General features: G+C 74.2%; 21 protein-coding genes and 1 tRNA gene. 13 read left to right on the top strand and 9 right to left on the bottom strand.

Translation table 11 applies throughout. The features are described 5' to 3' along the window. Window positions 1-218 precede the first annotated feature (218 nt). The 6 genes from OO47_RS09825 (at window position 219) to OO47_RS09800 (ending at window position 6,558) form a co-directional block, all read left to right on the top strand. Window positions 219-1,760 (top strand): sugar ABC transporter ATP-binding protein, encoded by a 1,542-nt coding sequence (locus tag OO47_RS09825; protein WP_030215776.1) that lies wholly within the window; start codon window positions 219-221, stop codon window positions 1,758-1,760. Beyond that, complete coding sequence (locus OO47_RS09820) at window positions 1,757-2,755, top strand: ABC transporter permease (protein WP_033208576.1); 999 nt, start codon at window positions 1,757-1,759, stop codon at window positions 2,753-2,755. The genes OO47_RS09825 and OO47_RS09820 overlap by 4 nt, the downstream gene beginning before the upstream one ends. A gap of 41 nt (window positions 2,756-2,796) precedes the next feature. Continuing rightward, entirely contained in the window at window positions 2,797-3,837 is a 1,041-nt protein-coding gene (locus OO47_RS09815) for a substrate-binding domain-containing protein (protein ID WP_030215770.1), read from the top strand. A gap of 67 nt (window positions 3,838-3,904) precedes the next feature. Continuing rightward, window positions 3,905-5,143 (top strand): Gfo/Idh/MocA family protein, encoded by a 1,239-nt coding sequence (locus OO47_RS09810; protein ID WP_033208573.1) that lies wholly within the window; start codon window positions 3,905-3,907, stop codon window positions 5,141-5,143. A gap of 12 nt (window positions 5,144-5,155) precedes the next feature. Beyond that, window positions 5,156-6,160, top strand: a complete 1,005-nt coding sequence (locus tag OO47_RS09805; RefSeq protein ID WP_030215766.1) for a sugar phosphate isomerase/epimerase family protein — start codon at window positions 5,156-5,158, stop codon at window positions 6,158-6,160. A gap of 313 nt (window positions 6,161-6,473) precedes the next feature. After that, window positions 6,474-6,558: transfer RNA gene (locus OO47_RS09800), tRNA-Leu, on the top strand. An 82-nt stretch (window positions 6,559-6,640) separates the two neighbouring features. Here the strand turns inward: OO47_RS09800 and OO47_RS09795 are convergent. Genes OO47_RS09795 through OO47_RS09785 form a run of 3 tightly spaced genes read right to left on the bottom strand, consistent with a single transcriptional unit; the run spans window position 6,641 to window position 8,359 of the window. Then, window positions 6,641-7,351, bottom strand: a complete 711-nt coding sequence (locus OO47_RS09795; protein WP_030215764.1) for a class I SAM-dependent DNA methyltransferase — start codon at window positions 7,349-7,351, stop codon at window positions 6,641-6,643. Window positions 7,352-7,385: 34 nt separating this feature from the next. After that, the gene (locus OO47_RS34820) at window positions 7,386-7,928 is read right to left on the bottom strand and encodes a hypothetical protein (protein ID WP_234323114.1); all 543 of its coding nucleotides are present in this window, start codon (window positions 7,926-7,928) and stop codon (window positions 7,386-7,388) included. After that, the gene (locus tag OO47_RS09785; RefSeq protein ID WP_030215760.1) at window positions 7,922-8,359 is read right to left on the bottom strand and encodes an ATP-binding protein; all 438 of its coding nucleotides are present in this window, start codon (window positions 8,357-8,359) and stop codon (window positions 7,922-7,924) included. Before OO47_RS09785 ends, OO47_RS34820 begins: the two co-directional genes overlap by 7 nt. Window positions 8,360-8,622: 263 nt before the next feature. Here OO47_RS09785 and OO47_RS09780 point away from each other — a divergent pair, with 263 nt between their 5' ends. From OO47_RS09780 to OO47_RS09770, 3 genes are all read left to right on the top strand, one after another. After that, window positions 8,623-9,498 (top strand): helix-turn-helix domain-containing protein, encoded by an 876-nt coding sequence (locus OO47_RS09780; RefSeq protein WP_030215757.1) that lies wholly within the window; start codon window positions 8,623-8,625, stop codon window positions 9,496-9,498. Continuing rightward, window positions 9,499-9,735 carry a DUF397 domain-containing protein gene (locus tag OO47_RS09775; protein WP_030215754.1) on the top strand — a complete coding sequence of 79 codons (237 nt, stop codon included), beginning with the start codon at window positions 9,499-9,501 and terminating at the stop codon, window positions 9,733-9,735. Window positions 9,736-9,808: 73 nt separating this feature from the next. After that, window positions 9,809-10,627, top strand: coding sequence for an SAM-dependent methyltransferase (locus OO47_RS09770; RefSeq protein WP_030215751.1), 819 nt, complete (start codon window positions 9,809-9,811; stop codon window positions 10,625-10,627). 67 nt (window positions 10,628-10,694) lie between these two features. On the opposite strand, the gene OO47_RS09765 is transcribed toward OO47_RS09770, so the two are convergent. After that, on the bottom strand, window positions 10,695-12,569 hold the full coding sequence (locus OO47_RS09765; protein WP_030215748.1) for a M64 family metallopeptidase: 1,875 nt from the start codon (window positions 12,567-12,569) through the stop codon (window positions 10,695-10,697). Between the two features lie 170 nt (window positions 12,570-12,739). Further along, the gene (locus OO47_RS09760) at window positions 12,740-14,083 is read right to left on the bottom strand and encodes a 6-phospho-beta-glucosidase (RefSeq protein WP_030215746.1); all 1,344 of its coding nucleotides are present in this window, start codon (window positions 14,081-14,083) and stop codon (window positions 12,740-12,742) included. 61 nt (window positions 14,084-14,144) lie between these two features. On the opposite strand from OO47_RS09760, the gene OO47_RS09755 reads away from it, so the two are divergent. Further along, window positions 14,145-14,591, top strand: coding sequence for a YchJ family protein (locus OO47_RS09755; protein WP_030215745.1), 447 nt, complete (start codon window positions 14,145-14,147; stop codon window positions 14,589-14,591). A gap of 18 nt (window positions 14,592-14,609) precedes the next feature. Here the strand turns inward: OO47_RS09755 and OO47_RS09750 are convergent, their stop codons facing one another. Together OO47_RS09750 and OO47_RS09745 are read right to left on the bottom strand one after the other, a co-directional pair. Continuing rightward, complete coding sequence (locus OO47_RS09750) at window positions 14,610-16,703, bottom strand: MDR family MFS transporter (RefSeq protein WP_030215737.1); 2,094 nt, start codon at window positions 16,701-16,703, stop codon at window positions 14,610-14,612. Between the two features lie 98 nt (window positions 16,704-16,801). Beyond that, complete coding sequence (locus OO47_RS09745) at window positions 16,802-16,996, bottom strand: hypothetical protein (RefSeq protein ID WP_051716123.1); 195 nt, start codon at window positions 16,994-16,996, stop codon at window positions 16,802-16,804. 534 nt (window positions 16,997-17,530) lie between these two features. On the opposite strand from OO47_RS09745, the gene OO47_RS09740 reads away from it, so the two are divergent. Beyond that, the gene (locus tag OO47_RS09740) at window positions 17,531-18,415 is read left to right on the top strand and encodes an alpha/beta fold hydrolase (RefSeq protein ID WP_030215731.1); all 885 of its coding nucleotides are present in this window, start codon (window positions 17,531-17,533) and stop codon (window positions 18,413-18,415) included. Between the two features lie 42 nt (window positions 18,416-18,457). On the opposite strand, the gene OO47_RS09735 is transcribed toward OO47_RS09740, so the two are convergent. Continuing rightward, window positions 18,458-19,123, bottom strand: coding sequence for a TetR/AcrR family transcriptional regulator (locus OO47_RS09735; protein ID WP_030215726.1), 666 nt, complete (start codon window positions 19,121-19,123; stop codon window positions 18,458-18,460). A gap of 79 nt (window positions 19,124-19,202) precedes the next feature. Then, complete coding sequence (locus tag OO47_RS09730; protein ID WP_030215723.1) at window positions 19,203-19,994, bottom strand: IclR family transcriptional regulator; 792 nt, start codon at window positions 19,992-19,994, stop codon at window positions 19,203-19,205. A gap of 203 nt (window positions 19,995-20,197) precedes the next feature. Here OO47_RS09730 and OO47_RS38580 point away from each other — a divergent pair, with 203 nt between their 5' ends. Together OO47_RS38580 and OO47_RS09725 are read left to right on the top strand one after the other, a co-directional pair. Further along, window positions 20,198-20,314 carry a putative leader peptide gene (locus OO47_RS38580; RefSeq protein ID WP_324606509.1) on the top strand — a complete coding sequence of 39 codons (117 nt, stop codon included), beginning with the start codon at window positions 20,198-20,200 and terminating at the stop codon, window positions 20,312-20,314. A 326-nt stretch (window positions 20,315-20,640) separates the two neighbouring features. Continuing rightward, window positions 20,641-21,651, top strand: coding sequence for an ABC transporter substrate-binding protein (locus tag OO47_RS09725; RefSeq protein ID WP_030215720.1), 1,011 nt, complete (start codon window positions 20,641-20,643; stop codon window positions 21,649-21,651). Window positions 21,652-21,693 lie beyond the last annotated feature (42 nt).

The raw sequence follows: 21,693 nt of genomic DNA, 5'->3' as shown, positions 1-21,693 counted from the left end.
GCCCCACTCGTACGCCTGTACGTCTTTACGAACCGACCCGAACCGACCCGAACCGACCCGACTCGTCCTGCCTCCCGCACGGCCCCGCGCCGCGGCCCGCGTCCTGCCGTTCCGCCCGCCGGGGCCGCACCCGCCCGTACGCCCGCACCCACCCGTACGCCCACCCCGCTCACCCGCTCGCCCCGCGTCCGCCCGCATCCGCCGAGGGGAACTCCGCCATGGCCCCAGACCCCCGCCCGCCCCTGCTCACCATGTCCGGCATCACCAAGTCGTTCCCCGGCGTCCGCGCCCTCGACGGCGTCGACCTGGAGGTCGCGCCCGGCGAGGTCCACTGCCTCCTCGGCCAGAACGGCGCCGGGAAGTCCACCCTCATCAAGGTCCTCGCCGGCGCCCACCAGCCCGACGGCGGCCGCGTCGTCTGGAACGGCGAGCCCGTACGGCTCCGCTCCCCGAGCGGAGCCGTACGCCTCGGCATCGCCACCATCCACCAGGAGCTCGACCTGGTCGAAGGGCTCTCCGTCGCGGAGAACGCGTACCTCGGACACGAGCCCGCCACCGCCGGGTTCGTCCGCGCCCGGGCCGCGCGGACCGCCACCGCCGCCCTCCTGGAACGCCTCGGCCACCCCGAGATCGACCCCGCCCGGCGCGTCGGCGGACTCTCCGCCGCCCAGCGGCAGATCGTCTCCATGGCCCGCGCGCTCTCCCACGACGTCCGCCTCATCGTCATGGACGAGCCCTCCGCCGCCCTCGACCCCGACGAGGTCGACAACCTCTTCCGGATCGTCGCCGACCTCACCGCCGACGGGGTCGCCGTCCTCTACATATCCCACCGCCTGGAGGAGATCCGCCGGATCGGCGACCGCGTCACCGTCCTCAAGGACGGCCGGGCCGTCGCCCGCGGACTGCCCGCCGCCACCACCCCCACCCGCGAGGTCGTCGCCCTGATGACCGGCCGGGACGTCCCGTACGCCTTCCCGGACCGTCCCGACCCCCATGACCGCGCCTCCGGTGCCGAACCCGTCCCCGAGCCCGTCCTCACCGTCCGAGGCCTGGCCCGGCACGGCGAGTTCGAGGCGTTCGACCTCGCACTGCGCCCCGGCGAGATCGTCGGTCTCGCCGGACTCGTCGGCTCCGGCCGCTCCGAGATCCTGGAGACCGTCTACGGCGCGCGCAGGCCCACCGCCGGCCGGGTCCTCGTCGACGGGCGCCCCCTGCGCCCCGGCAGCGTCCCGGCCGCCGTCCGCGCCGGCATCGGCCTCGCCCCCGAGGAGCGCAAGGCCCAGGGCCTGCTCCTCCTCGAATCCGTCACCCGCAACGTCTCCGTCTCCTCCCTCGGCCGCTTCTCCCGCGCCGGCTGGATCGACCGCGCCGCCGAACGCGCCGCCGCCCGGACCGCCACCCGGGAGCTCTCCCTCCGCCCCGACCACCCCGAGGCCCCCGTCCGCACCCTCTCCGGCGGCAACCAGCAGAAGGCCGTCCTCGCCCGCTGGCTGCTCCGCGGCTGCCGCGTCCTCCTCCTCGACGAACCCACCCGGGGCGTCGACGTCGGCGCCCGCGCCGAGCTCTACGCCGTCGTCCGCCGCCTCGCCGACGAAGGCCTCGCCGTCCTCCTGGTCTCCAGCGAGGTGCCCGAGGTCCTCGGCCTCGCCGATCGCGTCCTGGTCCTGCGCGAGGGCCGGGTCGTCCACGAGGCGCCCGCCCGCGACCTCGACGAACACCGCGTACTCGATCTCGTGATGGAAGGGAGCCCGGCGGCATGACGCTCACCACCCCCGCCGACACGCCGCCCCGGGAAGGGCGCCGGCCGGCGCTCGGCCTCCGGCCCGACGTCCGCAACCTGTCCCTGCTCGGCGTGCTCGCCGCCCTGGTCCTCGTCGGCGGCCTCACCCGGCCCGCCGAGTTCCTGGCCGCCTCCAACCTGCAACTCGTCCTGACCCAGGCCTCCGTCATCGGCGTCGTCACCGTCGGCATGACCTTCGTCATCACCGGCGGCGGCATCGACCTCTCCGTCGGCGCGGTCGTCGCCCTCGCCTCCGTCTGGGCCACCACCCTCGCCACCCAGGAGTTCGGCTTCGCCGGCATCCTCTTCACGGCGGTGGTCGTCGGCCTCGGCTGCGGCCTGGTGAACGGCCTCCTCGTCGCGTACGGCGGGGTGGTCCCCTTCATCGCCACCCTCGCGATGCTCGCCTCCGCCCGCGGACTCGCCCTCCAGATCACCGAGGGCAGGACCCAGATCGTCACCGTCCCGTCCGTCCTCGACCTGGGCCTGCCCGACTCCTACGTCCTCGGCGTCCCGCCGCTCGTCCTCGTCTTCGCGGCCGTCACCGCCGCCGGCTGGCTGCTGCTCAACCGCACCACCTTCGGCCGCCGCACCGTCGCCGTCGGCGGCAATCCCGAGGCCGCCCGGCTCGCCGGCATCGACGTGCGCCGCCAGCGTCTGCTGCTCCACCTGCTCTCCGGACTGTGCTGCGGCATCGCCGCCTTCCTCCTGATCGTGCTCTCCGGCTCCGGCCAGAACACCAACGGCAACCTGTACGAGCTCGACGCCATCGCCGCCGCCATCATCGGCGGCACCCTCCTCAGCGGCGGCCGGGGCACCATTGCCGGCTCCGTCCTCGGCGTCCTCGTCTTCACCACGATCACCAACCTCTTCGCCCTCAACAACCTCCAGAGCGACGTCCAGCAGATCGCCAAGGGCGCGATCATCGTCGCCGCCGTCCTGGTCCAGCACCGCACCGCCCGCGACCCCCACTGAGAACCCCGTCCGGAGAACCGCACCCGAAGGGATCCACCGCCATGCCCGCGACCAGCCGCAGACACCTCCTCCTCGGCGGCGCCGCCGTCTCCGCCGGCGCCCTGCTCACCGCCTGCACCGGCAACGAACCCCAGGGCCAGGGCCAGGCCCCCGCCGGGAGCGCCGCCCCCGCCGGCGATGAGCCCGGCACCCCCGTGACCATCGGCTTCGCAGGCCCGCAGGCCGACCACGGCTGGCTCAACGCCATCAACGAGAACGCGAAGCGGCGCGCCGCGGCGTACTCCGACGTCACCCTGGAGATCACCGAGGGCTCCAACGACACCGCCGCCCAGATCGGCCAGGTCCAGACCCTCATCAACAAGAAGGTCGACGTCCTCGTCGTCCTCCCCGCCGACGGCAAGGCCCTCACCCAGGTCGGCCTCCAGGCCATGCGGGCCGGCATCCCCGTCGTCAACCTCGACCGGATCTTCGCCTCCCCGCAGGCCTACCGCTGCTGGATCGGCGGCGACAACTACGGCATGGGCCTCAACGCCGGCCGCTTCATCGGCGAGAGGCTCAAGGACAAGCCGGACGCCACCGTCGTCGAACTCGCCGGCATGGACAGCCTGGAACTCACCAAGCAGCGCACCCAGGGCTTCGACGACGCCCTGAGGAACTACCCCAACATCCGCAAGGTCGCCCGCCAGGCCGCCGACTTCACCGTCGAGTCCGGCCAGGCCAGGATGGCCCAACTGCTCCAGGCCCAGCAGAGGTTCGACGCCCTCTGGAACCACGACGACGACCAGGGCGTCGGCGCGCTCCGCGCCATCGCCCAGGCCGGCCGCAAGGACTTCCTCATGGTCGGCGGCGCCGGGGCCAGGTCCGCCATGGACGCCATCAAGGCCGACGACGGGGTCCTCAAGGCCACCGTCCTCTACCCGCCGACCATGGCCGCCTCCGCGGTCGACCTCGCCCGCGCCCTCGGCCGGAAGAAGGGGATCGGCGGCCTGTCCGAACTGGAGGTCCCCGCCTCGCTCACCCTCTACTCGGCCGTCGTCACCAAGGAGAACGTCGACGAGTACCTGCCCACCGGCTTCCACTGACCCCGCCGGTACCGGCCCGACCGGCACCGAAGCACCCGCAGCGCACACCACGAGAGGGAGGAACCGCATGGAACGGGTCACGGAGAGCGGGACCGCACCGCCGGCCCTCGGCATCGGCATGGTCGGGTACGCGTTCATGGGCGCCGCCCACTCCCAGGGCTGGCGCACCGCGGGCCGCGTCTTCGACCTGCCGCTGCGGCCCGTCCTCGCCGCCGTCGCCGGCCGCGACGCCGACGCCGTACGGACCGCCGCCCGCCGGCACGGCTGGGCCGCCGCCGAGACCGACTGGCGCGCCCTGATCGCCCGCGACGACGTCGACCTCGTCGACATCTGCACCCCGGGCGACAGCCACGCGGAGATCGCGATCGCCGCCCTGGAGGCCGGCAAGCACGTGCTGTGCGAGAAGCCGCTCGCCAACTCGGTGGCCGAGGCCGAGGCGATGACGGCCGCCGCCGAGGCCGCCGGAGCCCGGGGCCGGATCGCCATGGTCGGCTTCAACTACCGCCGGGTGCCGGCCCTCGCGTACGCCCGGGGGCTCGTCGCCGGGGGCCGACTCGGCGCCCTGCGGCACGTCCGCGTCACCTACCTCCAGGACTGGCTGGTCGACCCGGACTTCCCGCTGACCTGGCGCCTGGAGCGCGAGCACGCGGGATCGGGGGCGCTCGGGGACCTGGGGGCGCACGCCGTCGACCTCGCCCAGTACCTGGCGGGGGAGCCGCTGGTCGGGGTGTCGGCGCTCACCGAGACCTTCGTACGGGAGCGCCCGCTGCTCGCAGGGGCCGCCGCGGGCCTCTCCCCGGGGCCGGCCCGCGGTGCCCACGGGCGGGTCACGGTCGACGACGCGGCCCTGTTCACCGGGCGGCTCGCCTCCGGGGCGCTCGCCTCCTTCGAGGCGACCCGGATGGCCGCCGGCCGCAAGAACGCGCTGCGCCTGGAGATCAACGGGGAGCACGGCTCGCTCGCCTTCGACCTGGAACGGCTCAACGAACTGTCCTTCCACGACCACACCGAGCCCGCCGTCACGGCCGGCTTCCGCCGCATCCTCGTCACCGAGCCCGGCCACCCCTACCTGGAGGGCTGGTGGCCGCCCGGCCACGCGCTCGGCTACGAGCACACCTTCGCCCACCAGGCCCGCGACCTGGTCCACGCCGTCGCGACCGGCACCGCCCCCGCGCCCTCCTTCGCCGAAGGCCTCCAGGTCCAGCGGGTCCTGGCGGCGGTGGAGGAGAGCGCCCGCAACGCCGCCGTCTACACCCCCGTACTCCCCTCGCTCCCCGTATCCCCTGTGTCCCCCGCGTCCCGCTAGGAGGCCCGGACCGTGCCACGACCCTTCACCCTCTTCACCGGCCAGTGGGCCGACCTGCCCCTGGAGGAGGTCTGCCGGCTCGCCCGCGACTTCGGCTACGACGGCCTCGAACTCGCCTGCTGGGGCGACCACTTCGAGGTGGACCGGGCCCTCGCCGACCCGGCGTACGTCAGGGGCAGGCGGGAACTGCTCGACGCGTACGGCCTGAAGTGCTGGGCGGTCTCCAACCACCTGGTGGGCCAGGCCGTCTGCGACGACCCGATCGACGAGCGCCACCGGGCGATCGTGCCCGCCCGGATCTGGGGCGACGGCGACGCCGAGGGGGTGCGGCGGCGGGCGGCCCGCGAGCTCGCGGACACCGCGCGGGCCGCGGCGGCGCTCGGCGTCGACACCGTCGTCGGCTTCACCGGCTCCTCCGTCTGGCACCTGGTGGCGATGTTCCCGCCGGTCCCCGAGCGCATGGTCGAGCGCGGCTTCGAGGACTTCGCGGAGCGCTGGAACCCGATCCTGGACGTCTTCGACGCCGAGGGCGTCCGCTTCGCCCACGAGGTGCACCCCAGCGAGATCGCCTACGACTACTGGACCACCCAGCGGGCCCTGGAGGCGGTCGGCCGGCGCCCCGCCTTCGGCCTGAACTTCGACCCGAGCCACTTCGTGTGGCAGGACCTCGACCCGGTCGGCTTCCTGTGGGACTTCCGCGACCGGATCTACCACGTGGATTGCAAGGAGGCCCGCAAGCGGCTCGACGGGCGCAACGGACGGCTCGGCTCCCACCTCCCCTGGGGCGACCCCCGGCGCGGCTGGGACTTCGTCTCCGCGGGCCACGGCGACGTGCCCTGGGAGGACGTCTTCCGGATGCTCCGCTCGATCGGTTACGCCGGACCGGTCTCCGTGGAGTGGGAGGACGCGGGCATGGACCGGCTCACCGGCGCCCCCGAGGCCCTCGCCTTCCTCAAGCGGTACGACTTCGACCCGCCGGCCGCCTCCTTCGACGCCGCCTTCGGCACCGAACCCTGACCCGCCCCACCCCGACCTGACGGACTCCCCCCGGAACGTTGGCCCGGACCGCGCGCGGTCGCCAAGGTGGCTCCCACGGAGCCGGCGTCGGGGGGCGTCGGGCTCCCCCTCTCCCCGGGCCGCCGCCCGCCCCACTCTCCGTACGGCAAAAGCCACCCACCGCACACATGCCCGGACAATTCGGACCGGATCGAGCTCTTCACCCCCGCTCCACCCCACTGACCACGGAAAACGCTGGTGAAAGGCGCCTGAAACCCCTGGTAGAGTTATCTCTGTCGCCGCGGGGGAAACCCCGGAGCGACAACAACACCTGGTCCGGGTGGCGGAATGGCAGACGCGCTAGCTTGAGGTGCTAGTGCCCTTTATCGGGCGTGGGGGTTCAAGTCCCCCCTCGGACACAGAGGAGAAGTGCCGGTCGATCTCGCATCGACCGGCACTTCTCGTATGCGCCCGCACTTCCGCGACCAGGCCTTCCCGCGATCAGCCCTTCCGCGCCACCACCAGCCGGCACGCCGGGCTGCCGTCCTCCCGGCGGCCCAGGGGTTCCACCGGGCGGAGGGTGACGTCGAAGCCGGCCGTCTCCAGGCGGGTGCGGACGTCGGCGAGGCGGAAGGTGCGGTAGTACATGACGAAGGGCGGGCGCCGGAGCGCGTTCCTGACCCGCATCACCGTGTCGAAGCCCCACAGGGTCCAGTAGGCGCGCGAGCCGACGCGGGGCGGGGCCGGGAGGGGGAAGGCGAAGGTGCCGCCCGGTCGGAGCGAGGCGTGGACCCGGGCGAAGAGGGTGTGCTGCTCCTCCGGCAGGAAGTGGCCGAAGGCGCCGAAGCTGACCGCCAGGTCGAAGGCCGGGCCGAAGGGCAGGGCCAGGGCGTCGGCGCGGACCAGGTCGGCTCCGGGGTGGGCGCGGCGCGCTTCGGCCAGCATGCCCGTACTGAAGTCGACCCCCGCGATCCGGCCCGCGCAGACCGCGCGGAGGACGCCGAGCCCGGCGCCGGTGCCGCAGCAGACGTCGAGGCCCGAGTCGAAGGGCCCGAGGGGCTCCAGGGCGCGGGTCACCGCGTCCAGGAGGCGGTCGGAGGTGCGGAAGGGGGTCGCGTCGAACCTGGCCGCGAGCAGGTCGTAGCCGTGCTCGACCGAGGAGAGGGCCTGGACGGTCAGCTCGCGGAGGCTGGGACCCTGCGGAGAGAACATGGCCCCGACCCTATGCCGTGACGGTCGGTGCGCGTCAGAGCGCGCTGCGCACCGGGGGCACCGTCCAGGACGGCGCGATGCCCGTCAGCTGGCAGGTCAGCAGGTACAGGGGGATCGGCGGCGTGTAGGGCGAGGTGCCGTCGGGGTGGTGGATCAGCCGGGGCCGGCGGTCCGGGATCTCCGCGCCGGGCGCGTAGCAGGAGGGCAGCGGCCAGGTCAGGTCCAGGTCCGACCCGGCCGGGACGAGCCACCACCACCAGTCGGAGTCGGCGTAGACGCAGCCGTTGGCGGGGAGCCGGGAGAGGACCTTGAAGCCGAAGCGGGCGGGGAGGCCGACGGCGTCGCGGCCGAGGCCGGGGTGCAGGTCGGCGGGGACGGCGAGGCGGGTGACGGCGTCCGGGTGCCGCGAGCGGGCGGGGTCCGCCGGGCCGGGGCCCCCGTGGGAGGAGGCGTCCGGGGAGCGGCGGTCGTCCCGTTCGAGGCGGAGCGCCAGGGGGCGGTCGGCGGCCGGGACCAGGCCGAGTCCGGGGTGGCGGCGGGCCCGCGGCAGCATGCGGTCCGCCATCGACCTCAGCACGCTTCCCCCGTGCCGTGGGCCAGCTCGGCCCAGACGGTCTGCGACGTGCCGTGCCCGGTGCGCTCGGCGCCCCACGCGCTGCACAGCGCGTCGACGATGATCAGCCCGCGGCCGCGCTCGTCCTCGCCGCAGTCGCGTATCCGCGGCCCCGCCGGGCCGCCCTCGTCCCGCACCGCTATCCGCAGCTTCTCCTCGCCCTCGCGGAGCTCGCACACGAAACGGCCGCTCGCGGTGTGCACGACGGCGTTGGTGACCAGCTCCGAGACGATCAGGGAGACGGTGTCGCGTATCCCGGGACCGCAGCCCCAGATGATGAGCCGCTCCTCCGCGAGGCGCCGGGCCCGCGCGACCGAGGCGGTGAGGGCCGGAAGCTCGAAGGCGAAGCGCCGCACGGCGCCGGTATCGGTCTGGGGCTGCGGGCGCTGGGCCATGACGCGGGGACTCATGAGACCTGAAGGCTGCGCGTTGCCAGAAGCCACGACCGGTTCCTCACGACAGTGGGCAGGAGTTGCCGTACGGCGCCGCGCCGGGGCGCGGGGGCGCACGACGGCAGCGTGTACTGGTTCACCGGAACACTGTCCTCCTGAGTCGGACACTTGGCAAGTGGCACTCTGAAAATTGCAGAGTGCCGTGTTCTCTCTGGCCCGGCTTCGTGGCACACTCGTCCAAAACAGCGCGTCGGGGAGGTCTGGGAGTGAGCGAGCCGCGGTCCGCCCCCACGGTGGGACAGGTCGTCCTCGGAAAGCGGTTGCAGGACCTGCGCGAGCGGGCCGGCATGAAGCGGGAAGAGGCCGCGAAGATCCTCCGGGTCGCCCCGGCCACCGTCCGGCGGATGGAGACCGCCGAGGTCGCGCTGAAGATCCCGTACGTCCAGCTCCTGCTCAAGGAGTACGGGATCACGGACTCCGAGGCCGAGGGCTTCGTCGCCCTCGCGGAGGAGGCCAACCTCCCCGGCTGGTGGCAGCGGTTCCACGACGTGCTGCCCGGCTGGTTCTCCATGTACGTCAGCCTGGAGGGGGCCGCGAGCCTCATCCGGGCGTACGAGCCCCAGTTCGTCCCCGGTCTGCTCCAGACCGCGGAGTACGCCCGTGCCATTCTGCGCAGCGGGGCGGTCGGAGGCGGCAGCGACGCCGCCAGGGAAGAGGACACCGAGCGGCATGTAGCCCTGCGGATGGAGCGCCAGTCCCTGCTGCTCAGGGAGGACGCCCCCAAGTTCTGGGTGATCATGGACGAGACGGTGTTCCGCCGGCCGGTCGGCGACGGGCCCGAAGTGATGCGCGACCAGCTCGACCGGCTGCTCGAAGCGTCCGAGCTGCCGAACGTCACCCTGCAGATCGCGGAGTTCGCGTCCGGCCACCACCCCGGCACCTACGGACCGTTCGTCCTCTTCCGCTTCGCCGTGCCCGAACTCCCGGACATGGTCTACAGCGAGTACCTGACCGGCGCCGTCTACCTCGACGCGCGTCCCGAGGTGGCTTCCCACCTGGAGGTCATGGACCGCATGGCGGCTCAGGCCGCGACTGCACAACGCACGAAGGAGATTCTCCGGAATCTCCGCAAGGAGCTGTGAATGGATCGCATATACAACGGCATGCCCGCCGCGGAGCTCGGTGCCGAGGGATGGCACAAGCCCTGGAGCGGCGGGAACGGGGGCAACTGCGTGGAGGCCATGAAGCTGGCCGACGGCAGGGTCGCCGTGCGACAGTCCGCAGACCCTGAAGGACCCGCGCTCATCTACACCCACGGGGAGATCGAAGCCTTCATCCGGGGAGCGAAATCCGGTCAGGCCGACTTTCTGCTCACCTGACCCTTCCGTCCCGCCCCTACCGTCGCGTAACTCTTGCTGCAGCGCCACCCGTTCACCCCGACCAGGAGAGCCGATGACCCAGGACCCCGCAGCCCCGCGGACCGAGATACGCATCGACACCAGCAAGCCGCACCCGGCACGCATGTACGACTGGTTCCTGGGCGGCAAGGACAACTACCCGGTCGACGAGGCGATGGCCCGTCAGCTCCTCACCGTCGACGCCCGGGGCCGGGACATGGCCCGCGTCAACCGGGCCTTCATGCACCGCGCCATCCGCTGGCTCAGCGCCCACGGCGTCCGCCAGTACCTGGACATCGGCACGGGCATCCCGACCGAGCCCAACCTGCACCAGATCGCGCAGGAGGCCGCGCCGGAGTCCCGCATCGTCTACTGCGACAACGACCCGATCGTGCTCGCGCACGCGGCCGCCCTGCTGCGCTCGACCCCCGAGGGGGCCACCGAGTACATCCAGGCGGACGCCCGCGAGCCCGAGGTCATCCTCGAAAGGGCCGGAAAGGTCCTTGACTTCGACCAGCCCATCGCGCTTTCGATGCTCGCCCTGCTGCACTTCGTCGGGGACGAGGACGGCGCGTACGAGCTGGTCTCCAAGCTCGTCAACCAGCTCGCGCCGGGCAGCTACCTCGTCCTCTCCCACGTCACCGGGGACTTCAACCCCGAGGGGGCGGCACAGGCGGCCGCCATGTACAAGGCGCGCGGCCTCACCCTGCGGCCCCGCTCGCGCGACGAACTGGCCGCGTTCTTCGACGGCCTGGAGTTCGTCGAGCCGGGCGTCTCGCTCACCGCCGAATGGCACCCGGAGCTGGGCGAGCCCGTCCCGGTCCCGGGCGACGAGCCCATCCCGGGCTGGGCCGGCGTGGCCCGCAAGCCCTGACCCGGCCCCGTACGAACGGCGCGAACGGCGGCCCCGCGGACCCACCGGTCCACGGGGCCGACCCGTCTCAGTCCTTCGGCGGCACCAGCGTCACCAGGAAGCTCCGCGCCGGACCGGTGTTCCCGGCCGCGTCGACCGTGCGGTACTCGACGGTGTGGGTGCCGTGGTCGGGGGTCGCGTCGTCCCACGGCACCGCCCGGCTCCGCCCCAGCTTCCCGTACACCAGGCCGTCGATCTCCGTGCCGCCCGGCGAGAAGCGGAACGGCGCGTCCGCGTCCGTCGGCCAGCCGTAGTACGTGTACCAGCCGTCGCCGTCGACCCGGAACTGGTTCACCACCGCGCCCTCCCGGTCGTCCCGCGCGGTCAGCCGCATCGTGAACGCCCCGTCGTACACGTACTCCACCGGCCGCCCCGGCCGCCGCACCGTCCGCAGCGGCTCCGACAGCTCGTACGCGGCCGTGGCCGGGCGCGCGTCGACCGTCCAGCGCAACTCCCGCCCCGTTCCCGCGAGCCGGGCCGTGAGCGTGTGGGTCCCCGGGGCGATCCGCAGCGCGCCCAGGTCCAGGTCGCGGTCGTTGCGGTCGCCCGTCGCGACGGGACGCCCGTCGAGCCGCCAGCGCACGGCCGGGGTGCCGTCCACCGCGTGGGTGGTGTCCGCGTGGACGACGCTCCGGGCGCCGACGGGGGAGCCGGTCGGGGTGTGCCTGGTGAACGCGGCCGCGAACGGCTCCCGCGCGGTGGTCAGCGCGGGGTCCACCGTCCAGCGCACGGTCCGGGTGAGCGCCTCGGAGGCGCGGACCGCCGGGTCGCGGACGAACGGCGTCGGATCGGTGACCGTCGCCGTCAGCGCGTGCGGGCCGGGGGAGAGCCGGAGCCCGCGCAGGTCGACGGTGCGGGCGCCGCGCGTGTCCAGGGTCCGCCCGTCCAGCCGCCAGGTCACGGCGAGTTCACCGCCCACCGGGTGCAGGACGTCCACCCACACCGACCGGTCCGCCCCGATCGGCGCCGCGTTCGGCGCGTGGCCCTGGACCAGGTCCACCTTCGCCGAGATCGCCCGGACCATCACCTCGCGCTCCACCTGGTCGAAGGCGTAGCCGAGGGTCTTCATCAGGGAGTGGCGACTCGGCCGCCAGACCCCCTCCGTGCTGTACAGGCCGCCCTCGTGGCGCCCGATGACCCCGCCGGACTCGCTCTCCTCGCCCAGCCAGCGCCACCACTTGGCCTTCCGCTCCCGCATCTGCCGCTCGGTCAGGAGCGTGTGGTGGGCGGAGTCCGGTTCCGGGCCGGAGTACGCGCCGCCCGGCACCCCGCGCGCGTAGTAGTCGTACTCGTCCTGGAGACCGCCGAGCGAGTGCCCGAGCTCGTGCGGGGTGATCAGGGCGGAGAGCGCGTTGCCGCCGGACGCGGTCGCGTAACCGCCGCCCGCGCCGCCGTAGGTGGAGCTGTGGGCGAGGGCGACGACCTGCCGGTTGGAACCGCTCGTGCCCGGGACGAGGTCCGCGAGCGCGGCGGCCTTCCGGCCGTCGACGGTCAGCAGCCGCCGCACGCTGCCCGGGTCGCAACCGCCCCAGAAGCCCATGTCGAGGACGGTGTCCCGGGCGGGCGCGTCGAGCCCCGGGTCGCAGTCCACCCCGGACTGCTCCGAAGGGGCCTCCACCGCCCACACGTTGACGTACGAGCGGTAGGAGGCGAAGGGCTCGATGCTCCACAGGGCGTTCAGGTGCCGTTCGAGGTCCGCCCGGAACTCCGGCATCTCCCCGGCGGTGTAACCGTCGCCCAGGAACACCAGGTTGAACCGCCGGTCGGCCGGCCCGGTGGTCTGCACGGGGACGACGACCGGCTCCCCGCCCGAGGTCTCCGTCTCCGCCGCGGCCGGCCCCGTCAGGCCGGCGGCCAGCAGACAGGCCGCGACGAGCCGGACTCCCTTGCTGCGTAAGGTCATGGGGCGCGAGCCTAGGCCGCGCGCCCGCCCGCTGGAAGACGTCCTTCGGCCGTATCGTCCGGCCGTACGGAGGCGGCGGTGGCTCGGTACCGATGGTCCGGCGGGACCCGGTCCGGTGCCGATGGTCCGGCGGGACCCGTTCCGGTACCGATGGTCCGGCGCGATCCGGCTCAGCGCCGCAGGTACGCGAGCCCCGGATGCTCCGCCGCGTACGCCTCCACGAGCCGGCGGGCCACCGCGACCGAGTCCACCAGCGGGTGCAGCGCGAAGGCCTTGACCGCCGTCTCCCGCGAACCGCTCTCCGCCGCCGCCAGCACCTCCCGCTCCACCGCCTTCACGGCCGTCACCAGACCCACGGCGTGGTACGGCAGCGGGGCCGCGGCCACCGGCCGGGCGCCGTTCGCGTCGACCAGGCAGGGCACCTCGACCACCGCGTCCGCGTCGAGCACGGAGAGCGTCGTGCCGTTGCGCACGTTCAGGATCAGCGTCGTCCGCTCGTCGCGCGCGACCGCCCGCATGAGGGCGAGCGCCACCTTCTCGTAGCCGCCGGACTCCAGGTCCTCCTCGTCGCGCCCCCCGACTCCCGCGGCCTCCCGGTTGGCGGCCATGTAGGTGGCCTCCCGGTCCGCGAGCGTCCGGTGCCAGGCGGCCAGGGCGGGGGTGCCGGGCCTGCCCATTTCCTCGTAGAAGGCGCCCTGCTGCTCGCGCAGGTACGCGCCGCGCGTCCGCTCGGCGGTCCGGTAGGCGTGCACGGCCTCCCGGTTGAAGTAGTAGTAGTGCAGGTACTCGTTGGGGATCGCGCCGAGCGAGCGCAGCCACTCGGGGCCGAAGAGCCGGCCCTCCTCGAAGGAGCCGAGCGCCTTCTCGTCGGCGAGCAGCCGGGGCAGCTCGTCCCGGCCGCCGACCCGCAGCCCCCGCAGCCAGCCCAGGTGGTTGAGGCCCACGTAGTCGATCCAGGCCTCGTCCGGGTCCGCGCCCAGGGCGCGGGCGACCCGGCGGCCCAGGCCCACGGGGGAGTCGCAGATGCCGACGACCCGGCCGCCGAGGACCCGGGACATCGCCTCCGTGACCAGGCCCGCCGGGTTGGTGAAGTTGATGACCCAGGCGTCCGGGGCGAGTTCCGCGACCCGCCGGGCGACGTGCGTCGCGACGGGCACGGTCCGCAGGCCGTACGCGATCCCGCCCGCCCCCACCGTCTCCTGCCCGAGCACCCCTTCGGCGAGCGCGATCCGCTCGTCCGCCGCCCGGCCCTCCAGCCCGCCGACCCGGATCGCCGAGAACACGAAGTCCGCCCCGCGCAGCGCCTCGTCCAGGTCCGTCGTCGCCGTCACCTCCGGCGCGTCCGGCACCCCCTCGGCCTGGTCCGCGAGGACCCGCGCGACGGCGGAGAGCCGCCCCCCGTCGAGGTCGTGCAGGGTGACCCGGGTGACCCGCCCCTCGGCGTGGTCGCCGAGCAGTGCGCCGTACACCAGCGGCACCCGGAACCCGCCGCCTCCGAGAATCGTCAGTTTCATGCCCGTACGCTACTCGGACGCCCCGCACACGGACCTGGACCGGCCGGGGGACAATGGCGCCATGTCCCGACGCAAGACCCGCCCCCGCACCGCCCCGGCCCCCGCCGCCCCCTCGGTCACCCCGGCCTCGCCCTGCCCCTGCGGCCTCGACGCGGCGTACGGCGCGTGCTGCGGCCGCTTCCACGCGGGCACGGGCGGCACGGCGCCCACCGCCGAGCTCCTGATGCGCTCCCGCTACAGCGCCTTCGCCGTCCGCGACGAGTCCTATCTGCTGCGCACCTGGGCGCCGGAGACGCGGCCGGGCGAGGTCGACTTCGACCCGGGGCTGCGCTGGACCGGCCTGGAGATCGAGGCGACCACCGAGGGCACCGCCTTCCACCGGCACGGCACCGTCGCCTTCACGGCCCGCTACCTCCACGACGGCGAACCGGGCGCACTGCGCGAGCGCAGCCGCTTCGCCCGCCACGAGGGGGCGTGGGTGTACGTGGACGGGGACGTGACCGAGTAGTCCCGCCCCCGGCCGCCCTCAGCGGGCCCCCGCCACCGCGCGCGACCCCGAGCGCGGGAGGCCGCTCGCGAGGTCCTCCGCGACGATCCTCTTCGCGATGGCGTCCGTCGCCACCCGCAGCTCGGGGCCGCTGGGGCGGCCGCGCTCCCGTTCGACGCGGTCCGCGAGCCAGGACCCCCAGGCGTGCGTGATGACGTCCGCCTCCCGCCGGCCCGCCGGGGTGTGGGAGAACAGGTTGCCGTCGCGGGTGAGGAAGCCCTCCTCGATCATCCGGTCGAAGACCGGCAGGAGCACCTCGGGCGGCACCCGCCGTCCGGCCGCGATCAGGCCGAGGCTCGCGTGCCCGACGGTCCGGGTGTACAGCTCGACCTGCATCACCGCCCACGCGCCCGCCACGTCGAGCCGGGTGTCGGAGGCGCCGACGATCCGCCGGGCCGTGTCCGGGTCGGTGCGGCGCAGGATCCGCCCGACGGACAGCTCCAGGAGCTTCGCGGAGTCCCCGGAGGTGGTGGGGGAGGCGAAGCCCTCGCCCATGTCGGGGGCGGCGGCGCGCGCCGAGTCCCGCAGCTTCACCTGCTTGAGGAAGAGCGCCACGACGAAGCCCACGGCGGCGACGGGCACGGTCCACAGGAAGACGGTGTGGAGGGTGTCGGCGTACGCGTTCACGATCGGTTCCGCGACCGCGTCCGGCAGCCCGTGCACCCCGGCCGGGCTCTGCGCGGCCCGCCCCACGGCGGCCGGGTCGAGCCCGAGGCCCCCGGCGACGGCGGCGGCCTCCCCGACCCCGGCCGTCAGGCGGGGCCCCAGGGAGTTGGCGTAGATCGTGCCGAAGACGGCCGTGCCGAAGGAGCTGCCGAGCGTACGGAAGAAGGTGACGCCCGAGGTGGCGGTGCCCAGGTCGGCGTAGTCGACGGTGTTCTGCACGGCGATGGTCAGGACCTGCATGCACAGGCCGATGCCGGTGCCGAGGACGAACATGTACAGGGACGCGAGCCAGGTGCTCGTGCCCGGCTCCATCAGCGAGAGCAGATAGAGGCCGACGCCCGTCACCAGGCAGCCGACGATGGGGAAGACCCGGTAGCGGCCGGTCTTGCTGACCACGTTGCCGCTGAAGATCGAGGCGATGAGCAGGCCGACGACCATGGGCAGGGTGCGGATCCCGGAGACGGTCGCCGAGTCCCCGTCGACGTACTGGAGGTAGGTCGGCAGGAAGGTCATCGCGCCGAGCATGGCGAAGCCGACCACGAAGCTGAGCACGGAGCAGACCGTGAAGACGGGGTTCCCGAACAGGCGCATGGGCAGCATCGGTTCGGCCGCCCGGGTCTCCACCAGGCAGAACAGGGCCAGGGCGACGGTCCCGCCGACGAAAAGCCCGATGATGACGCCGGAACCCCAGGCGTACTCGTTCCCGCCCCAGCTCGTGGCCAGGATCAGGGCGCTGGAGCCGACGGCGACGAGCGCGATGCCCGCGTAGTCGATGACCGGCCTGCTCGCCGAGCGGACGGAGGGGATCGTGCGGGCGGCGGCGATCACGACCAGGATCGCGATGGGCACGTTCACGTAGAACGCCCAGCGCCAGCTGAGGTGGTCGGTGAACAGCCCCCCGAGGAGGGGGCCGATGACGGTGGAGACGCCGAACACGGCCCCGATCGCGCCCTGGTACTTGCCCCGCTCGCGCAGCGGGATCACGTCCGCGATGAGCGCCATCGAGGTGACCATCAGACCGCCGGCGCCGATGCCCTGGAGGCCGCGCCAGACGATGAGCAGCGTCATGTTGGTGGCGAGTCCGCAGAGGAACGAGCCGGTGATGAAGACGACCGCGGAGATCTGGAAGATCACCTTGCGGCCGAAGAGGTCGCCGAACTTGCCGACGAGGACGGTCGCGACGGTCTCGGCGAGCAGGTACGAGGTGACCACCCACGACATGTGGGCGGCGCCGCCCAGGTCCGCGACGATCGTCGGCAGGGCGGTGCCGACGATCGTCTGGTCGAGGGCGGCGAGGAGGACGCCCAGCATGATCGTGCCGAAGACGATGTTGCGGCGGCGCCTGTCGAGCAGGGGCGGCTCGGTGGCGGCCGGGGGCGCGGGCGCTGCGTCGCTGGTCGTGGTCACCTTCGCAGCGTCACACCGGCCCCGGGCCCACGCATGCGGGGGACGGCCGGACAGGTGTCGCCCCGTCACGGCCCGCCGGGGCCCCGGTCGCGGGTCCGTCAGGGGGTGACGGGCAGCTCGGGGTGGTGCTTGGCGAGGATCTTGTTGGCCCGCGCGAGCGCCGCGAGGGCGTGCTCGCGGTCGGCTCGGTCCTCCGCGCAGAGCGGCCCCCGGAACCGGTACACCTCGCGCGCCGCGCAGTCCGCGTCGACCTCGGCCTGGAGGACGTGCAGCGGCAGACAGGCGCCGATCATCGCGGCCACGCGGTCGGGGATCGGGACGGGGACGAGGCGCGAGGGCGAGGTGATCACGGGTCAGTCCTAGTGGGTCCGGGAAGCGTACGGAAGAGTCTCTCCCCTCATACGTACCGGATGGGGTCGCGGGTTCGGGCACGGAGTCGTCGCGGGACGGTGACGGTCCCGGGCACCGTCGGCGGGCCGGGGGGACGGCGGGGGAGCGGACCGGGTGTGGAGGACGATCTTCCGCCGGGCGTTCCCGCAGGTGCGGGGGTCCGTGGCCGACGGCGGTTTGCGCACCTTCTCTGCGTATCGGCCGCGCGTCCGGTGGCCGAGCGGCCCGGGAGGGGAGTGGGGACGATGATCCAGTTCCGGCGCAATGTGAAGGATCTCACTCGTCGGTCCGGACTCTTTCGGAGCGGGAGGGGTATGTGCTCGCACCCTCCCGATCCCTTCGCCCTCGCGTCTCTCCCTCACGTCTCTTCGCCCACAAAACAAGACGAACGGTCGTGCTAGCATTTTTTCCCACCCTGGTCACCGAGGAGATCCGGCATGCACCCGATGACTCCGCTCGTCCGCACCTTCCTGAACGCCACCGCCCGCGTCGCCCCCGGCCCGGCCGGACGCCTGGCCTTCCACCTCTTCGTCCGCCCGCTCGGCCGGGCCCGGCCCAGGCCCGACGAGCGGGAGATCATGGCCGCCGCCCGCGTCGAACGCCTCCGCGTCCGCGGCAAGGACGTCGTCACCTACGCCTGGGGCGACGGCCGGCGGCCCGTCCTGCTCGTCCACGGCTGGTCCTCGCGCGCCTCCCGCCTCAGCGCCCTCGCCGAAGCGCTGCTCGCGCGCGGCCACAGCCCGGTCGCCTTCGACGCGCCCGGCCACGGCGACTCCCCGGGCCGGGCGTCGAACGTCGTCGAGTACCGCGAGATCATCCGGCGGCTGCACGCCCGGCACGGCGACTTCGACGCTGTCGTCGCCCACTCCTTCGGCGCCCTCGCCGCCCTCTTCGCGCTGCGGGACGGCGTGCGCACGGCCCGCTTCGTCGGCATCGGCGCGGTCGGCTCCTTCACGTACCTCACGACGGGCTTCCAGGGCCTCCTCGGCGTGGACGAGCGGGTGGTCCGGGCCCTGCGCGGTCACGTCGAGCGCCGGCTCGCACCGGGCGAGCCCGGCCTCTGGCACCGCCTGGAGGCCGACCGCGACCCCGAACCGCTCGGGGTGCCCGTCCTGCTCCTCCACGACGAGGAGGACGACATGGTCTCCCCCTCCCAGGCGCGCCTGCTCCTGCGCGCCCACGGCGACCGCGCCCGGCTCGTCGCCACCCGGGGCCTCGGCCACCGGCGCATTCTGAAGGACCCGGCCGTCGTCGCCGAGGCCGTCGAGTTCGTGACGGCGCCGGCGGTGGAAACGCCGGGGGAGCGGGTGGCGACCGGCTGAACCGGCGTCGGGCCCCGGGGCGGGTCCCGCTTTCCGGCGAGGCTACGCGGTGCCCAGGGCCTCCCGGCCCCGGTCCGTGACCGCGGCGCGCAGCCGCGCCGCGATGCCCCGCTCGGCGCGGCCGTACGCCCCGGGGTCGTCGAACAGCACCGAGTGCGCGTTGGCCGCCTCCATCAGGGCGATCACCTCGAAGGCCAGCTGCTCCACGTCCAGGTCCGCCACGAGCTCCCCGGCGGCGCGCGCCTCCGACAGGGTCTGCTCCACGTACGCGGACCAGTCGTGGCGGGCCCGGGCGACGGCGTCGTGGACCGGACCCGTACGGGCGTCGAACTCGGCGGAGACCGCGTAGAAGAAGCAGCCGCCCTCGAAGACCCGCTCCGAGGAGTACGCCAGCCAGTTCCCGCACAGCTCGCGCACCCGCACGGCCCCCGGCGGCACGTCCCGCAGCGGGGCGACCACCCGGCGGGAGAAGACGGAGACGGCGGCCCTGACGGTGGCGAGCTGAAGCTCCTCCTTGGAGCCGAAGAGGGCGAAGACGCCGCTCTTGCTCAGGCTCAGCTCGGTCGCGATCCGGCCCAGGGACAGCCCTTCGAGGCCTTCGACCGAGGCGATGTCCATCGTCCGGCCGAGCACGAGCCGCCGGGTCTGGTTGCCGCGCTCGACGCGCCCGTCCGTCTTCGTGCCCGTACCGCCGGTGCCGCCGCTCATACCCCCATCGTACTGAACGCACGACCGTGCGGAATGATCGGCGAGGCGCCCCCGGGGCCCCCGGACGCCCCCGGCGCCTTCAGGCGCCTTCGTCGAAGCCGCGCCGCTCCGCCGGGGCGAGCAGCAGCACCTCCAGGGCGCGCGCCGTCGCCCGCGCCTGCGCCAGGTACCAGTCGAGCCGCTCGTCGGTGATCAGCGCCGGGGTCCCGCGGAGCGCGAGCGCGAACCGCGCGTGCCCCGCCCGCTCCAGGACGGGCACGGCCACGGTCCGGACCCCGTGCGCCGACTCGCCGTCGTTGAGCGCGTACCCCGCCTCCCGTACGCGCTCCAACTCGGCCGCGAGCAGCGGCGGTTCGACGATGGTCCGCTCGGTGAACGCGTACAGCGGCGGCAGGGAGCGCGGCCCGCCCTCGCCCGCCCTCGGCCAGGCGAGGAGCACCTTCCCGAGCGCCGTCGAGTGCAGCGGCCTGCGCAGCCCCACCTTCGGGGTCACCGAGCCGCCCGCCACGATCACGACGTGCGGGCCGCTGCGCAGCGCCAGGTCGGCCGTCGCACCCGTCCGCCCGGCCAGGTCGGACAGCTCGGGCGCGGCCAGGTGGAGCCCCCGCTGGTGGTACGAGAGGCGGCCCAGCTCCGTCATCGCCGGACCGAGCCGGTAGCGGGCCGTTCTGGCGTCCTGTTCGAGGAAGCCCGCGCCGAGCAGCGTCCGGGCGAGCCGGTGCGCCGTGGAGGTGGAGAGCCCGAGCCGCCGCGCGAGGTCGGAGGCGCTCAGGTCGGGTCCGTTGTCGTGGAAGCAGTGCAGCACGTCCAGTGCGCGGCGGACCGCCTGGGCGCCCGCCGGGGGTCGGACGGTGCCGGCCTCGGTCGTCATAGGGTTCGCTCCCCGTGGGTGATCGGGCCCCCACGCTCCCACATGGCGGGAGCCGAATCAGCGGCCCCGCCAGGTCGGAAACACTCCGTTCATACGCAATCCCACATGGTGGTGAGCGTGTTGTGGGCGGTCCGGCTTCCGTGGCAAGGTTCCGGCCAACGCACCACCACCGCGGTGGTGCCGAGCGGGAGGGAGACGAGCCGGTGACGAACGGACGTCGTACGGCGCGCTGCGTGCCCGCCGCCTCCCCCGTGCCGCTCGGCCTCACCCGCCGCCGTCACATCGACCTGGCCCGCGTCGCGGGCGCCACCTGTCGCTGACGCGAGCGGTGAGCGGTCCCGGCCGCGCCTGACGGCCGTCGCCGTCGACCCTGTCGCCGCCGTCACCGGCATGCCACCCCGGCGGCACCTCTGACGGCCCGTTGCGGCGCTCGCGCCCGGTGGTGCCCGCGCCCGGTGGCACCCGCCCCGGCTCGTGGCCGAAAACACCTCAAGCCGACGCCTGCCGGGACCGCGCCCCGCCTCCGGGCCGGAACGGCACGCGGCTGCCGTCCTCCGCCCCCGTACCCCTACCCCGTACCCCGGCGCGCCCGCCGCCGTCCCCGGCCCACCCACGTCCCGACCCACCACACCCCGGGAAGCCCTCCATGACGCACGCCCGCGTTCCCGACACGCTCTGGTTCACCCGCTGCCCCGTCCCCACCGCCACCGGCGTCGCCGCCGACCGGGGATGGCTGGCCGGGGAGTTCGCGGCCGACGGCATCGCCGTCCGTTCGCTCCAGGACGCCGAGCCCGGCGCCGACCGCGCCACCCACTTCACCCACGCCCTCCCCGGGCTCTTCCGCGAGGGCGGCAACGTGCCCGCCCTGTGGGCCCGTTCCCGGGGTGAGCGCACCCGGCTCGTCGGACTCACCTGGATCGAGGAGCGGCAGGCGGTACTCGTCGCCCCCGGCTCCCCGGTGCGCGGGGCCGCCGCCCTGCGCGGGCTCCGGCTCGCCGTCCCCCGCCACTCCGTGCCCGTCGACTTCTGGCGCGCGATGGCCCTGCGCGGCTTCGAGGGGGCCCTCGCCTCGGCGGGGTACGGACTCGCCGACGCCGCCCTCGTGGACATGCCCGCCGACGGGTACGAGGGCCAGTGGGCCGCCGAACTGGACGCCCTGCGCCGGGGCGAGGTCGACGCCGTCTACGCGAAGGGCGCCCTCGCCGTCGAGGCCGCCCGGCGGGCCGGCGCCGAGGTGGCCGTCGAACTGGACGAACTGCCCGACCCGGCGCACCGCGTCAACAACGGCACCCCCCGCCCCCTCACCGTGCACCAGGACCTCCTGGACGAGCACCCCGGCCTCGTGGCCCGGTTCCTCTCCGTCCTGCTCCGCGCCGCCGACTGGGCCGCCGGCGAACCGGACGAGGTCGCCCGCATCCTCGGCGCCGAGACCGGCGCGGGCGCGGAGGGGGTCGCGGGCGCCTACCGGCCCGGCACCCACCGCACCCTCCACCCCGACCTGTCCGACACCCGCCTCGACCTCCTCGCCCGGCAGGAGGAGGCCCTGCGCGCCCACGGCTTCCTGCCCGAGGCCGTGGACGTACGGGCCTGGGCCGATCCCGAGCCCCTGCGCCGCGCCCGCCTGCTCACGGTCGGCACCCCCGCCCCCGCTCCGTAACCGATCCGCACGAACCCGCCCGCCCCGCAGCCGGCACGAGCA

Source organism: Streptomyces bikiniensis, from assembly GCF_000716625.1.
Taxonomy (GTDB): domain Bacteria; phylum Actinomycetota; class Actinomycetes; order Streptomycetales; family Streptomycetaceae; genus Streptomyces; species Streptomyces bikiniensis.
This window is presented reverse-complemented; position numbering and strand designations above follow the sequence as displayed.

What these genes read in the sequence shown, in the direction of transcription:
- OO47_RS09735 (WP_030215726.1), bottom strand. Translation starts at nt 19,123, where the DNA reads ATGAGCGGCGGCACCGGCGGTACGGGCACGAAGACGGACGGGCGCGTC.
- OO47_RS09775 (WP_030215754.1), top strand. Translation starts at nt 9,499, where the DNA reads ATGGATCGCATATACAACGGCATGCCCGCCGCGGAGCTCGGTGCCGAG.
- OO47_RS09760 (WP_030215746.1), bottom strand. Translation starts at nt 14,083, where the DNA reads ATGAAACTGACGATTCTCGGAGGCGGCGGGTTCCGGGTGCCGCTGGTG.
- OO47_RS09740 (WP_030215731.1), top strand. Translation starts at nt 17,531, where the DNA reads ATGCACCCGATGACTCCGCTCGTCCGCACCTTCCTGAACGCCACCGCC.
- OO47_RS09825 (WP_030215776.1), top strand. Translation starts at nt 219, where the DNA reads ATGGCCCCAGACCCCCGCCCGCCCCTGCTCACCATGTCCGGCATCACC.
- OO47_RS09815 (WP_030215770.1), top strand. Translation starts at nt 2,797, where the DNA reads ATGCCCGCGACCAGCCGCAGACACCTCCTCCTCGGCGGCGCCGCCGTC.
- OO47_RS09785 (WP_030215760.1), bottom strand. Translation starts at nt 8,359, where the DNA reads ATGGCCCAGCGCCCGCAGCCCCAGACCGATACCGGCGCCGTGCGGCGC.
- OO47_RS09755 (WP_030215745.1), top strand. Translation starts at nt 14,145, where the DNA reads ATGTCCCGACGCAAGACCCGCCCCCGCACCGCCCCGGCCCCCGCCGCC.
- OO47_RS09820 (WP_033208576.1), top strand. Translation starts at nt 1,757, where the DNA reads ATGACGCTCACCACCCCCGCCGACACGCCGCCCCGGGAAGGGCGCCGG.
- OO47_RS09745 (WP_051716123.1), bottom strand. Translation starts at nt 16,996, where the DNA reads ATGATCGGCGCCTGTCTGCCGCTGCACGTCCTCCAGGCCGAGGTCGAC.
- OO47_RS09725 (WP_030215720.1), top strand. Translation starts at nt 20,641, where the DNA reads ATGACGCACGCCCGCGTTCCCGACACGCTCTGGTTCACCCGCTGCCCC.
- OO47_RS09765 (WP_030215748.1), bottom strand. Translation starts at nt 12,569, where the DNA reads ATGACCTTACGCAGCAAGGGAGTCCGGCTCGTCGCGGCCTGTCTGCTG.
- OO47_RS09810 (WP_033208573.1), top strand. Translation starts at nt 3,905, where the DNA reads ATGGAACGGGTCACGGAGAGCGGGACCGCACCGCCGGCCCTCGGCATC.
- OO47_RS09730 (WP_030215723.1), bottom strand. Translation starts at nt 19,994, where the DNA reads ATGACGACCGAGGCCGGCACCGTCCGACCCCCGGCGGGCGCCCAGGCG.
- OO47_RS09795 (WP_030215764.1), bottom strand. Translation starts at nt 7,351, where the DNA reads ATGTTCTCTCCGCAGGGTCCCAGCCTCCGCGAGCTGACCGTCCAGGCC.
- OO47_RS09770 (WP_030215751.1), top strand. Translation starts at nt 9,809, where the DNA reads ATGACCCAGGACCCCGCAGCCCCGCGGACCGAGATACGCATCGACACC.